The following is a 15,688-nucleotide window of genomic DNA, read 5'->3' as shown; positions in this document are numbered from 1 at the left end:
AGCATAGATAACGATGTGACCGGGGTGAGTGAGTGCAGCCAACAAAGAGGCAACTTGAAGGATGACAGGTATATATCAATTATCCATCTGACCAAGTTCCAGAATCTCTGTTGCTATCATTACTGGTATGTCACCAAATTGAATTTTACCCCTGGCTAATCACCAGATTAGCCATAGCAAAAACATCGACTTTTTCTGGCAAGAAAATATAGGTTCTTCAACAATAGGCAGGCCAGAAAAATAATTCCGATGAGAATTAAGTAAGTATTTATTCACTTTACAGAAAAAAATTAGATGCAACATTTAAATTACGCAATTTAAATTGCTAATGTAAATTCTCACTTTTTCCATTAATTATGGAGAGTTTTTCTGTGATACATCACTACTTTTTCATATGTGATAGTTAAAAATTTCAATTTTATATTTATCGCACCGGGTATTATCAGGAAATAAAAATAATAAATAGGATTGTATTTTTCAAAAATTACCACAAGATAGAAACCTATAGATAATATTGAATAATAAAATTATGAATATAATTTAAATCAAAAGTAGAAAATAATTCTCTTTACAAGAAGAGGATTTTTCCACGAATAAACTCAACCTTTAAATACACTACATTCTTGACCATCACGAGTTGTGTCGTGAAGACATTCGAGTTTGATTTTTTGTTCTGATGTAATAAATATTTTCATGGCGAGAATAATTATCTCCATTTCGGATAAAATCAAGCATCTTCAATGATTACGGGTATACAATTAAATATTGCTGGTACAGAAAAATAAGACCGCCAATTATGCAGGCTGGATTCAACTAATAAGTGAATTTTTCAGGAGAGGCGGTCAGTTGCTATATTTCAGCTTATTTATAGTCTTCAAGCCAGTCTAAAGTCTGATTATCACTATGCTGCCGTGCATTACCGTTAACATATATCTTGCCAGAAGTCCCAGCGTTGCCGGATATCCCATCAGTACCTGCTTCACCAGATACTCCGGGATGACCATTAGTATTTAATCCTCTACTACCAACGCCACCTACCCCACCTGCTCCGCCTATTCCTCCCTTACCACCTACCCCTCCATTACCGCCATCTCCTCTATATGACAGAGCATTAATTACTGGCTGACCCTGAGTGAAATTAATATATATGTTACCACTGTCCCCACCGTTACCCCCATTACCGCCATCCCCTCCATTACCGCCATCTCCTCCCCTTCCTCCATATCCAGCACTACATTTGGTTGTTGCAGCTCCTCCATTTCCACCATTCCCACCATTCCCTCCATTACCGCCATATCCACCCTTTCCACCCTTACCACCTATCGATGCCGCATTGACTACTCCAGTAAAAATGTCAACATTAATAATTACGTCATTTGCACCGCCAGCTCTTTTGCCATCCATCCCTTGTACTCCCGAAGAACCGCCAGTTGCATCAGTACCTGGTGTGGATTTAACAGAGCAACCATGTTTATCCTCTGAACCAATATTACCATTGCTGCCATTAACCCCATTACTTCCCTGTTCACCCTCAAAACCATCGTCTCCATCAGAGCCTTTACTGATAATGCTCTGCTTTTTATCATTATTGCCGTTCCCTACAACAGTATTAGCTTCGATCTTACCATTAGTGCGGTAAATAATTTGACCTCCCGGTTCAATGATTATCTGGTCATATACCAAGACAACGGGTTCGCCATAATCATCTTTATCTTCAACAAGCAATGGTGCATCTGCGGTAACAGTGATTCTTTCGCCAACGTATAACGCAACCTTTATCGGGAAACGCTTAGCATTAAGCATTTCCTCATAATCTTTGACTAAAGCAGAATTACTATACATATAGGCCCTAAAAGCTTTACACAAATCAATATGATAACCCGTGACATTTGCCAGTCGTTCAGCAGAAAACGGTTCAGGTAACGGATGATGGGGTTCCATTTTGCCAGGGCCATACTCACTGTCAGGTACACCGCCGAGTGCCTTCAACTCTTGTATGGTTTGTACCGTAAAAAACGCAGGTGGCACAGTCGCGGTCTTCGGATCGTTAGAAAATATGACCTTGCCGTCAAAATCCGAGGTCTTAAGTTGCTTTGGCTGCCGTTCCAGACCAATCAGATGATAATTCTGATGTAATATTGCCAAAGTTTCAGCAACCGTTCTTATTTTATCCATAGATATTCTCCAAAGTTCAAATTTATACCCGTTATCTTTCAAGTTGCCTCTTTGTTGGCTGCACTCACTCACCCCGGTCACATAGTTACCTATGCTCCCGGGGATTCGCTCCCTTGCCGTCGCGATGCATCTTGAAATCCATAGGGTATATACGCATTTCAACAACGGGTATGCCAGAAAAATAATTTCTATAAGAATCAATTAGGCAAGTATTTATCCACGTTACAGAAAGCGATTGAATGCGATATTTAAATGACACAATTTAAAATATTAATGTAATTTCCCACTTTTTTCATTAATTAAAGAGAATATTTCCGTGATACATCACGACCTTTTAATACGTGCTGACTAAATGATTCAATTTTATATTTTTCTCATTAGGTATTATTAGGAAATACAAATAAAAGATAATAATCATGATTATATTCTTCAAAAATCACATTGAGCAACAGGCACTATTGCCATGCCGATAACAATCGCCATTAATTTACCCAGGAACCAATGCAAAATCGGCTTCATACTCAGCACACTTGTAAAACCTGAGTGGCGAAAAACGAAGCCAACCAGCAAGGCCAGCTCCAATAAGTATTCAGTAATTCATAATGTAAACCACTTGAACATAAGCAAAACCAAGATCTGACCCTATTTCCCCTTATTTATCGCCGTTCAAACCCGTCTGATTGCGGCACCACTAGCGATTAAGTTTCCGATCAGATTCCCGTTCATGACCGTTGACGTATATCTTGCCGGTGTTACCGTCATCTCCAAATTCTCCGTTAAGACCATCTTTACCATAGGCTCCCTGCAAACCATGCACACCGAGTACTCTGGTACTATTTCCAGGTTCACCCCCTATTCCTCCCCAACCGCCCTTCCCACCTTCCCCACCAAGACCATTAATTGACACAACCTGAAGTACTGGACTACCGTCAGAGTAATTAATATATATGTTACCACTGTCCCCACCTTTACCCCCCCTGCCTCCATTCCCTCCATTTCCTCCAGTGCCCCCATTTCCTGCCTCCCCAGCAGGACACCACTTGATTGTTCCATTGCCCCAATTACCCCCATTACCCCCATTACCCCCACGCCCCCCAAGACCGCCTCTTCCACCGTTACCACCATTACCACCTATCGTTGCCGCATTTACTGTTCCAGTAAGAGATTGACTAGTAGTAATAGTCAGGTCATTCGCATTTCCAGCCGCTGCACCATCCCCCCCTAATCCTCCGACAGAACCGCTGGCTCCATCAGTACCTGATGTGGCGCTAATTAAGCAGCCATTTTTACTATCTGTACCATCTTTACCATCACTGCCATTAGCCCCTTGATTTCCTGGCGCGCCATCAAGACCATCGGTGCCATTATTGCCTCTATTGACAACATTCTCCTTTCCAGTATTTTCATTCCCTACAATAGTGTTAGCTTCGATTCGACCATTAGTGCGGTAAATAATTTGACCTCCCGGTTCAATGATTATCTGCTCATACACCAAGACAACCGGTTCACCATAATCATCTTTATCTTCAACAACCAATGGATTATCGGAGGAGATAGTCATTTTCTCGCCACTGTATAACGCAACCTTCATCGGGAAGCGCTTAGCATTAAGCATTTCTTCATAATCTTTGACTAAAGCAGAATCACTATAGATATAGGCCCTAAAAGCTTTGCACAGATCAATATGATTACCAGAAACATTTGCCAGTCGTTCAGCAGAAAACGGCTCCGGTAACGGATGATGGGGTTTCATTTTGCCAGGACCGTACTCACTGTCAGGTACACCGCCGAGCGCCTTCAACTCTTGTATGGTTTGTACCGTAAAAAATGCCGGTGGCACAGTCGCTGTTTCTGGATCGTTGGAGAATATTACCTTGCCGTCAAAATCCAAGGTCTTAAGTTGTTTTGGCTGTCGTTCTACACCAATCAGATGATGATTCTGATGTAATATTGCCAAAGTTTCAGCAACCGTTCTTATTTTATCCATGAGAATTCTCCTGAGTTTAAATTTATACATTTAGAATAACTTCATATATCAATTATCCATCTAACCAAGTTCCAAAGTCTCTATTACTATCCCTACCGGTTATGTCACTATACCTGTTATCCTTCAAGTTGCCTCTTTGTTGGCTGCACTCGCTCACCCCGGTCATATAGTTACCTATGCTCCCGGGGATTCACTCCCTTGCCGTCGCGATCCATCTTGAAATCCATAGGGTATAAATTGCTAATAGTCAAAATTTTGCCTCTGGCTAATCACCAAATTAGCCATAACGAAAGCACCGATTTTTTCTGGCAAAATATACAGCTACTTCAACAACAGGTAGGCCAGAAAGATAATTCCAACGAGAATTAATTAGGTAAATATTTATTCACTTTACAGAAATCAATTAAATACAACATTGAAATTACACAATTTAAAATATTAATGTAAATTCTTATTTTCTCCATTAATTATGGAGAATATTTCTGTTATATATCACTACCTTTTAATAGATACTAATTAAAATTTCAATTTTATACCCGTCATCTTTCAAGTTGCCTCTTTGTTGGCTGCACTCACTCACCCCGGTCACATAGTTATCTATGCTCCCGGGGATTCGCTCCCTTGCCGTCGCGATGCATCTTGAAATCCATAGGGTATATACTTATCTCATGAGGTATTATTAGAAAATACAAATAAAAACAACAAGTATAATTGTATTTTCAAAAATCACCATAAGATATAAATCCATAGATATTATTGAATAATGAAATTATGAAATTATGAAATTATGAAATTATGAAATTATGAAATTATGAAATTATGAAATTATGAAATTATGAAATTATGAAATTATGAAATTATGAAATTATGAAATTATGAAATTATGAAATTATGAATATAATTTAAATTAAAAGTAGAAAATAACTCTCTTTACAATAAGAAGATTTCTTACAAATAAACGCTTAAATGACCGATAAAAAAGTAAATAAAAAACCCCTAATGAAATAGGCAATAAATCAAAATAACTGAATTAAACAATATACCCGTCATCTTTCAAGTTGCTTCTTTGTTGGCTGCACTCACTCACCCCGGTCACATAGTTATCTATGCTCCCGGGGATTCGCTCCCTTGCCGCCGCGATTCATCTTGAAATCCATAGGGTATAGAACTAGATCAATAATTATCACGATGCAGTGCAGCCATTTCCAATGGCTGCACATTAACCTATCAATACTCAAGCACCTGTTCTTTCCGCGGAGCTTTCAGCAAACGCCAAGCGAGCAATACCACTCCCGCGGTCAATACCACTGTCATCCAGCTCATCATATGAATAGCGCTGGTGAATGATTCCGCCGCCGCTGTCATCAGCTTCTGCCCCTCTGATTCAGCTAATGAATTCGCTACAACGTAAGCTCCCGCTAAAGTCTCTAAAGCTAATCCCGTCTGTTCCTGAGAGATCTCATTTGGTAATTGCAATGTTATACGATAGAAAGCCGTGACCAATCCCCCCAGAATAGTCGTGCCAAGTACAACACCCACTTCATAAGCCGTTTCGCTTATTGATGATGCCGCTCCTGCTTTAGAGGAGGGTACTGACGAAAGCACCAAATCGTTAGACACCGAAGCAATTGCCCCCACACTAATATCTAATAATGCGAAAGCAACAATCAGAGTGACTAAATCACTACCGATACTCGCTACCAGAAGAAATGCAATACCTGCGACACTCAGCAAAATTGGCACCAGATAATGAGCAGGCACCCGTTGAGCAATAGGCACTATCGCCATACCCATAGCAATTGCCATTATTTGTCCAGGAACCAATGCCAGGCTAGCCAAAATCGGCTTCATACCGAGTACAATTTGCAAGACCTGTGTGGCAAAAAAGACAAAACCAACCAGCAATGCCAAACTCAGTAAGTTAACAATAATCGAACCAGTGAACATACCATTGCGGAACAGGGAAAGATCCATCAACGGCACAGGCAGATGCTGTTGTCGGCGAACAAATAGCACGCCAGCAATAAGGCCAACCGACAGTTCGAGTATTACACTTATTTCAAACCCATCACTAGCAAGGTGTTTAATCGCGTAAACAATACCAACCATGGCAACGATCGATAACAGAACGCTATACACATCGATAATGCCCGTCTGTTTTTTATCGGACTCTGGCAATAACATCGGTCCGAAGATCAACAATGGCACTAATACCGGTACTGCCAATAGAAAAATTGAACTCCAATCGAAGAATTGTAATAGAACACCACCCACTACGGGACCTACGGCCGAACCAATAGTTAATGTTGTCGCCCAGATAGCAACAGCCAATCGACGCTGTTCACGATCTTCAAAAAGAACGCTGATCAAAGCCAAAGTTGAAGGCATCAGCATCGCACCAAAAAATCCAAGTACGGCTCGCCCTAAAATCAATTGTTCAGGTGAAGTTGACAGTGCCGTGAACACCGAAATAACCGTGAATCCCAAAGATCCAAATAACAGTAATGAACGATGACCAACACGATCACCAATACTTCCCATTGATACCAACAAACCTGCCAACGCCAATGAATAAGCATCAATTATCCACAATTGCTGGCTTGCACTAGGTCCCAGAGCTTCAGCTATTTTTGGTAAAGCGAAACTTAAGATCGTATTATCCACAGTCACTAGCAATACTGGTAACATCAATATCAGTAATCCCAGCCAATTTCTGAGTCCTGCCCGCCCGTTAGCCTCAGCAACTCTATTTAACGACATCCCCTCAACTCCTTTCTATATCATTCAAGCGTTGAAAAAATATGCTGGCAATCAGCAGCACTGATATCAAGCTGTTCCCCCAGTTGTTGCGCAATATCTCTGAGGTTATCGCCAAATTCAGTTTGATCGCCAGCCTGTACTATCGAATCTAACTGTTGTATGGCATGCAGCAACTCCTGACGCGGTTCGGCAGCCATCGGATTTTCATATTGAACGTCCCAGTACACTTCCATTGGATTGCGTAAGATCCTTGATAATAACGCCAGCATTGTACGCATGGGCGGTGGCGCAATAGTTGCCAAGGTACGAATATCTAACGGGCTTTTCGCCAACACCAAGCCAAAAATCAGTATCGCGGCATGGGGCAAAGCCTGACAAAGCGCCATAACCCGATCGTGTTCCTCCGACATCATCCTACTGATACGCATATCAGCCTGCATCAATACCCGCTCAATCCAATGTTCACTAACATGACAGTTATCGAGAATGACTGCAACTGGCCTTTTTTGTTCCGGCAAAGATGGCGAGAACATCGGGTTAACACCAATGAAGGGCTGCCCGGGGGCGGCAGCTCTTAATGCAGAATAGAAAGGGGCCTGAACTGAACAGGTTGACACGATCTGTACATCATCACCAATAGCAGATAACACCCAAGACAACGCTTGTATGGCAACCGCTTCCGGTAAGGCAAAGACTACCGCCTTCGCCCCACTAAAAACCGCTCCAGCATCAGCAACCGGATTTAAGATATCAATCTGATAGTGATGAGAACGCACTCCCTGCGTTCGTTTGTCAACACTGTATACAATGTGACCACAGCGAGTAAAAAGGCGCTCTAATAAAGAACCAATAGCACCTTGCCCACCAAGAACGACCACTTTATGGTTACTCACTCACGTCCCCCGCCATATGACTAAAACTGAAATATGGCACACTAGCTTTGACCAATGTCTCTTCAAATTCGCCATAAGGATCAGAGTGAGCAACAATTGCACCCCCAATGCCAAATTCAGCACACTCTTGATGTAACACAGCTGTACGTATCACAATGCTCAATTCCACTTCACCACTGAAAGACAACCATCCAAGCGCGCCAGAATAAACACCACGCGCCGATGACTCCAACGTGTCAATAATCTCCATCGTGCGCTTCTTCGGCGCTCCGGTCATTGATCCTCCAGGAAAACATGCCCGGATAGCCTCCATCGATGACGTTTCTTCACATAACTCACCGCGTATGGTCGAAACCAATTGATGTACAGAAGAGAAACTCTCAACTTTAAATAATTCAGGTACATGCACACTGCCTGGACGACATACCTGATTAAGATCATGACGCACCAAGTCCACTATCATCAGATTTTCCGCTCTGTCCTTAGTGGACTGACTCAATTCCAGCCGCAAACACTGATCATCTGCTGCCGTTTTTCCTCGTGGCCGGGTCCCCTTAATCGGCCTGGATTCAATATTTCTGGCCTCATCAATACGTAAAAACGTTTCTGGTGATGCGCTGAGTACAGAAAAATCCCCACAGGCTAAATAAGCGCCATAAGGTACAGGGCTGGCATGACGCATACGCCGATAAGCATCCAATGGATGCCCTGAATAAGTCATCTTTGCCCTATTCGTCAGACAGATTTCATAGGACTCACCATCTGTGATGTATTGGAGTGATTTACGGATTCCATCCATATACTTCTCAGCTCCATATTCCAGACAAATTTTATTCTGATCGATAGCACCGGGAATAAAATCAGGTATCACTTCACCGGTATTTTTTGCAATGGTAACTAAAAGTTCCGGTGACCAATTATGTGGCTGCCCTATCGGTGTGATAAAACATTCATAAAGTTTATTTTGCTGATGATCGAATACAAAAAAATGCGGAGTAAATATTAAGCTGGCATCAGGATGTTTTGAACGGTATTTGTTGCTGCCAATTGTCAGCGCCTTTAATTCATATCCTAAATAACCGACAAATCCGCCTTTAAATACAAATGGCATCGATTTTGGTGTCAAAATTTCCACCATATCAAGCAACTCAGACATCAGTGAGAAAAAATCTCCCTGAACAATCCTCTCGCCATCAGGACCGGTTAAACGCAAACTCTCCGTCTGTACACAGTATTCAAGCCTGATAGCGCCCTGTTCATTACCGCTTCCAATAATTGAGAAGCGGGCATTGGGTCTATCAGAATTTTCACTATCAAGCCAGAAAGCATGTGTATCATTGCCATAGCGTTGAATGAACAAGGATTCAGGATCGACTATCTCCTTACACTCACGATAATTCAGGTTGAGATATTGTCTCCCACCTACTGCAAGATAGGCCTCATTGACATCAGTACATATATTCTGAACGGTAACTTCCTGTTCGTTATTCTCTTTATACGTCTCCGCCATCCGCACGAAATTACTAAGTAGCTCACGCCCATATTCAGAATCAATCGATTCAGGATGAAATTGAACCCCCCAGATCGGCCTTTCGGTGTGCTCAATTGCCATGATTAAGCCATCATCAGTCCAGGCAGTACATTTTAGACTGTCAGGCAATCGGGTACATACCAACGAGTGATATCTGACCACTTCAAACTGTTCAGGCAAACCGAGGAATAATCCTTCTCCGGTGTTCCTGATGCGACTGCGATAGCCATGTACCGGATTGGGGGCATGTTCTACAAAGCCGCCAAATGCCAGGCTAATACCCTGATGACCGAGACAAATACCCAACAGTGGCACTTTGGCGCGTGCAATAACTTCAGCACAGACCCCAAAATCACTGCTTTCAGCCGGATGTCCTGGCCCTGGAGAAAGGACTACCGCATCATATTCGTCTATCGTTAACTCTTCATAAGTCAAAGAATTGGTGACTATGGACGGCACACTGCCCGTCACTTCATACAGATATTGAGCAATGTTTTGCGTAAAGGAATCATAATTATCAATGAGCAGTATTTTCATTATTTTTTACTTTCTCGTGTAACAACTGGTCAATCAGCTCTTCTTCTCGACGGCAAGCCTCTTCGATAACTAGTTGAAATATTGATTCAGTATATTCAGGCCGTAACCCAAAATCTGTTGATTTATCCCGCAACATATTTAATAACGAGGTAATACGTTGTGGCTGTATCATCGGAATATCCTGTTCCGCTTTTACCTCAGCGATTTTCATGCAAACTTTCATACGTTCAGAAAGCAGTGCCAAAATCCGCATATTAATAACATCCAGAGATTCCCTGTAAGGTTGTAATATATCCTGTTTATTTATTATTGCTTGAGTCATATATTTGATCTTCGTCACTGATTTATTTCAATTATCTTCTTTATCGGTAAGCTGGTGTCATTTATACCTGTGGAACTACAGCCTGTGGCTCAACCCAATTCAGCCCTTTTTCCCTTATTTCAAATAAGGTATTTGCTAGCTGCTTGATTTCACCTGCCTTATGCTCACTAGAGAAAGCAAAGCGCAACATTGCATTGCCATCCGGGACCAGTGGATAAAATACCGGGAATAATAAGATACCATTGTCACGCAGCAAACGAGCAGCTTCAAGCCCTTCCGCTTCATTTTCGAATAAAGCGCCGCGAACGGGAGATTGCACACCCGCATTCATCAAACTGTTCTCCATCAGAGAATCAAACAGATTGATGTTTTTCCATAACTGCTCCTGCCGGATTTCTATCTCAAGGCTGAGATGAAGTCTTGCAGAGGCAACGTTAGCTGCCAACATCGGCACCATAATCGAATGACCAAAAACCAGAGGATTCGCTAAAGTACTAATCACTTCGACATCATCGGCACCTGCAACCACCACAAAACCCCCGGCGCCACCAAATGCTTTGGATAATGAACCTGCAAGTATGAGGTTGGATGGCAAAATATGGTCAAGTGCAGCAAAGGCATAACCCGCACCATGACGCCCCATAATGGAAATACCATGAGCATCATCTACATAGACATAGCCTCCAGCAGCAGCCAATTGTCGCGTTAATTCCGCAACCGGAATTAAACCATTCATTGAACCAATACCATCAATCAACAGAATAGGTGTACGCTGATTCTCCTTACAGTTCTGCAAAGCTTGCTGTACTGACTGTGCATCAGCACTATCAACCCGCGATACTGGTCCGAACTGTTCAAGAATACCGCGTAAGACCTGCATGGAAGCATGAGCAGTTTTATCCATCAACCAATGTACAGGCCGGGAAAGAGGATAGTTAGGTAAAGAGCCACTCCCCAATAACGGCAATACACCAAGATGAACATTACTGGTGGAAGTAAACACCGCAACGGCACCACCCTGATAAATCTCTTCCAGCAGTTTCTCCAATTGCCCCAAATATTGTGGGCGCATCGCACCACGGGACGATGACAAATGTATCCCTGTGCGGGACATTGCCTGATTTGCCGCTTCAATTAAGGCAGGATGATGTTCTAATCCCAAATAAGAGCAGGAAACAAATTCAGTAAAGACTTTTCCTTCCTCTGTAGTAATTTGCTTACCTTGACGTTCAACTACAGTGAAACTGGTCAAACCTTCGTCGATAGCTTGCGCTAAGGCGCCGGTTGTCCGTGACCGGCGAATTGTCATCCAGTCCTGCTTGTGTTTTACATCCATTATCTAGACTCCAACTGTCTAAGTTCAAATGAGCTTACAACCAACAGTGATTACCGAACTGCCTGTTGTATCAGAAATATCTTCATCGATAATGGTTCGTACCAAAGAGAAGCCAGACTCTAAAAATAATGTTCTGACACTCTCTCCCTGGCTTTCACCATGTTCAATAACTAACCAACCCTCTGATTGCAGTAGCTGTTTAGCTTGTTTGATAATCAACCGCGTTAAGTCAAGCCCATCATCTCCCGAATACACCGACGCATAAGGATGATGCTCCTCCCATTCCGGCAATATTTCCTGCCGTTCCGGCACATAAGGTGGATTAGCCACAATCAACGCCACCGATCCGTTAAATTGAGAAAATGCTTGCCAATCCCGTAAATCTGCTTTTAATGCATCGGCTTTAATCGCCCAATTCGCCAACCGATAGATATTTCGCGTCAGGTATTGAAAAGCCACATCATCATATTCGACACAAGTGACCTTTAAATCCGGGCGACGTTTAGCAATAGCTAAACCGATGGCACCACTACCGGAGCATAAGTCCAGAACCACTGCCCCCGGAGGTGTTTGATATTCATTCTCCAGCCATTTATGAATAACTTGACTATGAGGGCGCGGGATAAATACCCCGGTCCCCACCGTCAGAGGCAATCCATCAAAATCCACAGTACCGACAATATGCCCAAGAGGGATCCGGTTACAGCGTTCATGAACCGCAAGCATGAATTCATCACGGGCGCGATCTTTACAACGCCTTTCCAAATAACAGTCAATCAAGCTCGTGAGATCAGTTTCCACATCCCAAACGCCGGCCTCTGACAGTAACTCTCTGGCTTTATCAATGACAACTTGATCTTTCAGCGAAAAACTCATGACCATGCCTCATAATAACTACGTAACCGTTCACGCATGGATTCATAAATATGAGAGAAGGCGACCAGCTCTGGCGGTGGAGTGAATTGAGGGTGAAGAGACTCAATTAAATTCTGATAATTGCGCATCATCCCTTCATTCAGCAGTGGCAGCCAGTAAGGTTTGATATCCCAACGATATTCATAGCCGGTAGCAAACATTTGTTGGGTCGTTTCTTTAGCCATCACTTCACGGGAGAAACCGACCAACGGAGGACGAACGGGATTGAAATCATCAAGATTAATGAGTCTATTTTCTACTCCCGTCAAAGCATTAGCCACATAATCCGCTAATAACGGTGATTGATGTAAGCCATCACGGTAAGTCCCGGTAGCCAACCAAAGACCATTCACGCCACATTCGCCAATCAGCGGGAACCCATCAGCAGGAATTGGCCGGTTACCAACTTGAATTGAGAGGATCTCAGCATCATGTAAGTTAATATCCAACTGATCTAACGCACAATCCAACAAGAACTGCACATCAGAAATCAGTGCCTGACTGCGTGGTTTTTCAGACAGAATATTGGTCGCGCCAAGATACAACACACCATCACCACGTGGCACACAATGCAGCCCACAGGCAAATGCCCGGTTAGGGGTACGGATGACCGAGGTCGGCAGTTCTCTGCCTTTTGGCATCTTGACCAGAATGGATACCCCATAACCGGCAAAGATTGGCGGAATTTGGCGAACAACTGAAGGTATATTTGATAACAGATCCAACGAGTGTGCACCGGCAGCCACGACGACCTTATCTGCCATTAAACGTTCGCCACTGAGCAATTCGACACCGGTAGCCAAACCCTCTTCAATCAGCACACACTTAACATTCTCTTCTTTAAGACATCCACCTTCAGCAACAAATGCCGCATCCAGCTTTTCCAGCAATAAATGCGAGTTCAGCGCATGTTCATCAGGGATGTACAAAGCACGCAGCGGACGCACTAAATCGTTGGGCTTTAACCACTCAATTTCACGCGGATCAACGGTTTCATAAGGTGCCGCATAATCGTTCAGGGTTTGTTCGATAGCGTCATAATTGATAGTGTCAATCTCTTCCATCCCGGCAGTGTTCAGTATCACGTGAGTGCCTTTAGCAGTGAACAGCGATCGGGTATCACCGGAAGCATCAGCTAACCGTTGCGCCCAGGCCGGCCAAAGTTCTTTGGAAATACAATCCATATTCAATTTCAACTTACCGTGTTCACTCGCTAATAAGCCACTGGTAATTTCGCCAAAACACCCATTCATTGCACCCGCCGCTTTGGAAGCAGCATTGGTTCGATCAGTCTCTCCAACCCTACAAACCGAAAGATTTCTGCTTGCCAGCTCATAGGCGATTGAACCTGCAATTGCCCCTGAACCAACGACAATAAAGTCGTATTTCACTTATTTACTCCTATATGGCCTGCGGCCAATTTATTTTAAATATGTTGTCAACAATGACGGACAAATAATTACCGCCCTCTTATAATGAGGATATTTTTACTGCTTTACATCAATTGTAAAAAAAATAACCATGTATTCATCAGTAATTAAAATGACAAATCACTCTCAGATTTACACTAGATTTAAAAATAAATATGCAATAACAAATTATTACATCATAAATAGTTTCTGTTTATTATCAATTAAATATAATCACCCAGATTAATTAATTTATGAAAATTAAAATTCACAATAAAAACAACAACTTGAACAACATCACAAAATGTTATTTATATTAAATACATATAATAACTAAAGATATTATTATATTTGAAATAACATCCGAAAATCAAGGAAGAACAATAGTCATCAAATACAAAACTGTCAAATAAATTTAACCCTATATTATAAACAAAAAAATCATATAAATATTTTCAGTACAAAATAAAAACAATTTATATTTAAATTGTTACGGGGAACAATATTCTAAATGCCTTTTATTCTTCAATAAAAAAACAAAAATTCTCAAGAAAGGTGTTTTTTTAAATTTATATTTTCCATCAACTTTCACTAATATAGATGAATAAATACATAAGTTATTATTTCTTTATTAATTATAATATTGGTGATTATTTATGATCAACGTGTACGTGCTGAACATGCACATTTCAGATTATTGACTTTTAGCGTCTCGACTATCACTGCTGGGTTTTCTTTAATAATAAAACGAGAAAGTTTTTACTGGTAATCTGCATGGGAATAGCATTTTGCTACCACCAGAAGGATTTAACACTGTTTTTAATGCCTTTAATCTTTCGGTGTCGCATTTTTTATTGACTCCACCGATCCAATTTTCTCAGGTTAAACCATATGGATTGCTATTTTTCATTCCATTTGAAAACAAAGGATTACAGCAATTTTCACTCATTGAAATAAGATTAACCACACTTTATTCCAATGTGATAAAACCGCTGTTAAAAAAATCCATTTTTATCTTTCAGTGTAGTTTTAAAATCAGGAAAAAAGAGCAAGCACATTATGTTTTTAACATTATTCACTTTCTCTTTTTACTTGCATTTCCCTTTTTTGGCGATCGTAAACGCCTTTTTATCGGTAATGATTCAATTAAGGGTTAAAAAAATCAGCGCGTTATTAATGCCCACTTTAAAAGGTACAGCGTGATTTTAAAAAGCTTATTTATACCTGTCATCCTTCAAGTTGCCTCTTTGTTGGCTGCACTCACTCACCCCGGTCACATAGTTACCTATGCTCCCGGGGATTCGCTCCCTTGCCGCCGCGATCCATCTTGAAATCCATAGGGTATATTGTCATATTTAATATATCTATCGGTGATATTATTCTCTTGTTTTACATTTAATTAATTTACCATGATTATTTAAAGATGAGAATAAAGAGGAATTAAAGCTTTTATATAAAAGGCAGATTTAATTCAAAAAGTAAATTTTTTTAGCGTAACAGTTAATCGAAATACATTAATCATTAACAAAGAGTGAAAAAGAAATCAGCAAGTAAAAGAATATTATCCATACAGTCTGATATTCAAGTGATTTATCCCCATCATTTTACGAAGCAAGCCACTAAAATAATGTCATAAAAATAGGTTAAACAGGTTAAACAGGTTAAACAGGTTAAACAGGTTAAACAGGTTAAACAGGTTAAACAGGTTAAACAGGTTAAACAGGTTAAACAGGTTAAACAGGTTAAACAGGTTAAACAGGTTAAACAGGTTAAACAGGTTAAAACTATCGTTAAAACTATCGTTAAAACTATCGTTAAAACTA

Annotated in this window: 12 protein-coding genes; 3 read left to right on the top strand and 9 right to left on the bottom strand. The window is 41.3% G+C overall.

Annotation, left to right across the window (positions count from 1 at the left end; all coding sequences use genetic code 11):
• Window positions 1-15: 15 nt before the first annotated feature.
• Window positions 16-159: a hypothetical protein gene (locus tag CKY02_RS24310; protein ID WP_162120783.1), complete on the top strand. Its 144-nt coding sequence runs from the start codon at window positions 16-18 to the stop codon at window positions 157-159.
• Between the two features lie 702 nt (window positions 160-861).
• On the opposite strand, the gene CKY02_RS04690 is transcribed toward CKY02_RS24310, so the two are convergent.
• From CKY02_RS04690 to CKY02_RS04650, 9 genes are all read right to left on the bottom strand, one after another.
• Window positions 862-2,175 (bottom strand): hypothetical protein, encoded by a 1,314-nt coding sequence (locus tag CKY02_RS04690; RefSeq protein ID WP_112894404.1) that lies wholly within the window; start codon window positions 2,173-2,175, stop codon window positions 862-864.
• A 691-nt stretch (window positions 2,176-2,866) separates the two neighbouring features.
• On the bottom strand, window positions 2,867-4,162 hold the full coding sequence (locus tag CKY02_RS04685) for a hypothetical protein (protein WP_112894403.1): 1,296 nt from the start codon (window positions 4,160-4,162) through the stop codon (window positions 2,867-2,869).
• A gap of 1,227 nt (window positions 4,163-5,389) precedes the next feature.
• Entirely contained in the window at window positions 5,390-6,922 is a 1,533-nt protein-coding gene (locus tag CKY02_RS04680) for an MFS transporter (RefSeq protein WP_112894402.1), read from the bottom strand.
• 20 nt (window positions 6,923-6,942) lie between these two features.
• The gene (locus tag CKY02_RS04675) at window positions 6,943-7,815 is read right to left on the bottom strand and encodes a prephenate dehydrogenase dimerization domain-containing protein (protein WP_112894401.1); all 873 of its coding nucleotides are present in this window, start codon (window positions 7,813-7,815) and stop codon (window positions 6,943-6,945) included.
• Window positions 7,808-9,883 (bottom strand): aminodeoxychorismate synthase component I, encoded by a 2,076-nt coding sequence (pabB, locus tag CKY02_RS04670; protein WP_112894400.1) that lies wholly within the window; start codon window positions 9,881-9,883, stop codon window positions 7,808-7,810. Before pabB ends, CKY02_RS04675 begins: the two co-directional genes overlap by 8 nt.
• A complete protein-coding gene (locus tag CKY02_RS04665) occupies window positions 9,864-10,205 on the bottom strand; it encodes a chorismate mutase (RefSeq protein ID WP_202924706.1) in 342 nt (113 codons plus the stop codon). The genes pabB and CKY02_RS04665 overlap by 20 nt, the downstream gene beginning before the upstream one ends.
• A 61-nt stretch (window positions 10,206-10,266) precedes the next feature.
• Window positions 10,267-11,541, bottom strand: coding sequence for an 8-amino-7-oxononanoate synthase family protein (locus CKY02_RS04660; protein ID WP_112894398.1), 1,275 nt, complete (start codon window positions 11,539-11,541; stop codon window positions 10,267-10,269).
• A gap of 24 nt (window positions 11,542-11,565) precedes the next feature.
• Window positions 11,566-12,417, bottom strand: a complete 852-nt coding sequence (locus CKY02_RS04655; protein WP_112894397.1) for a HemK/PrmC family methyltransferase — start codon at window positions 12,415-12,417, stop codon at window positions 11,566-11,568.
• Entirely contained in the window at window positions 12,414-13,847 is a 1,434-nt protein-coding gene (locus CKY02_RS04650) for an NAD(P)/FAD-dependent oxidoreductase (RefSeq protein WP_112894396.1), read from the bottom strand. The genes CKY02_RS04655 and CKY02_RS04650 overlap by 4 nt, the downstream gene beginning before the upstream one ends.
• An 806-nt stretch (window positions 13,848-14,653) precedes the next feature.
• On the opposite strand from CKY02_RS04650, the gene CKY02_RS04645 reads away from it, so the two are divergent.
• The gene (locus tag CKY02_RS04645; protein WP_112894395.1) at window positions 14,654-15,022 is read left to right on the top strand and encodes a hypothetical protein; all 369 of its coding nucleotides are present in this window, start codon (window positions 14,654-14,656) and stop codon (window positions 15,020-15,022) included.
• A gap of 42 nt (window positions 15,023-15,064) precedes the next feature.
• Window positions 15,065-15,196 (top strand): hypothetical protein, encoded by a 132-nt coding sequence (locus CKY02_RS26190; protein ID WP_275658202.1) that lies wholly within the window; start codon window positions 15,065-15,067, stop codon window positions 15,194-15,196.
• Window positions 15,197-15,688 lie beyond the last annotated feature (492 nt).

Source organism: Photorhabdus bodei (genome assembly GCF_003287735.1).
Classification (GTDB): Bacteria; Pseudomonadota; Gammaproteobacteria; order Enterobacterales; family Enterobacteriaceae; genus Photorhabdus; species Photorhabdus kayaii.
This window is presented reverse-complemented; position numbering and strand designations above follow the sequence as displayed.

What these genes read in the sequence shown, in the direction of transcription:
- CKY02_RS04690 (WP_112894404.1), bottom strand. Translation starts at nt 2,175, where the DNA reads ATGGATAAAATAAGAACGGTTGCTGAAACTTTGGCAATATTACATCAG.
- CKY02_RS04685 (WP_112894403.1), bottom strand. Translation starts at nt 4,162, where the DNA reads ATGGATAAAATAAGAACGGTTGCTGAAACTTTGGCAATATTACATCAG.
- CKY02_RS04680 (WP_112894402.1), bottom strand. Translation starts at nt 6,922, where the DNA reads ATGTCGTTAAATAGAGTTGCTGAGGCTAACGGGCGGGCAGGACTCAGA.
- pabB (WP_112894400.1), bottom strand. Translation starts at nt 9,883, where the DNA reads ATGAAAATACTGCTCATTGATAATTATGATTCCTTTACGCAAAACATT.
- CKY02_RS04665 (WP_202924706.1), bottom strand. Translation starts at nt 10,205, where the DNA reads ATGACTCAAGCAATAATAAATAAACAGGATATATTACAACCTTACAGG.
- CKY02_RS04660 (WP_112894398.1), bottom strand. Translation starts at nt 11,541, where the DNA reads ATGGATGTAAAACACAAGCAGGACTGGATGACAATTCGCCGGTCACGG.
- CKY02_RS04655 (WP_112894397.1), bottom strand. Translation starts at nt 12,417, where the DNA reads ATGAGTTTTTCGCTGAAAGATCAAGTTGTCATTGATAAAGCCAGAGAG.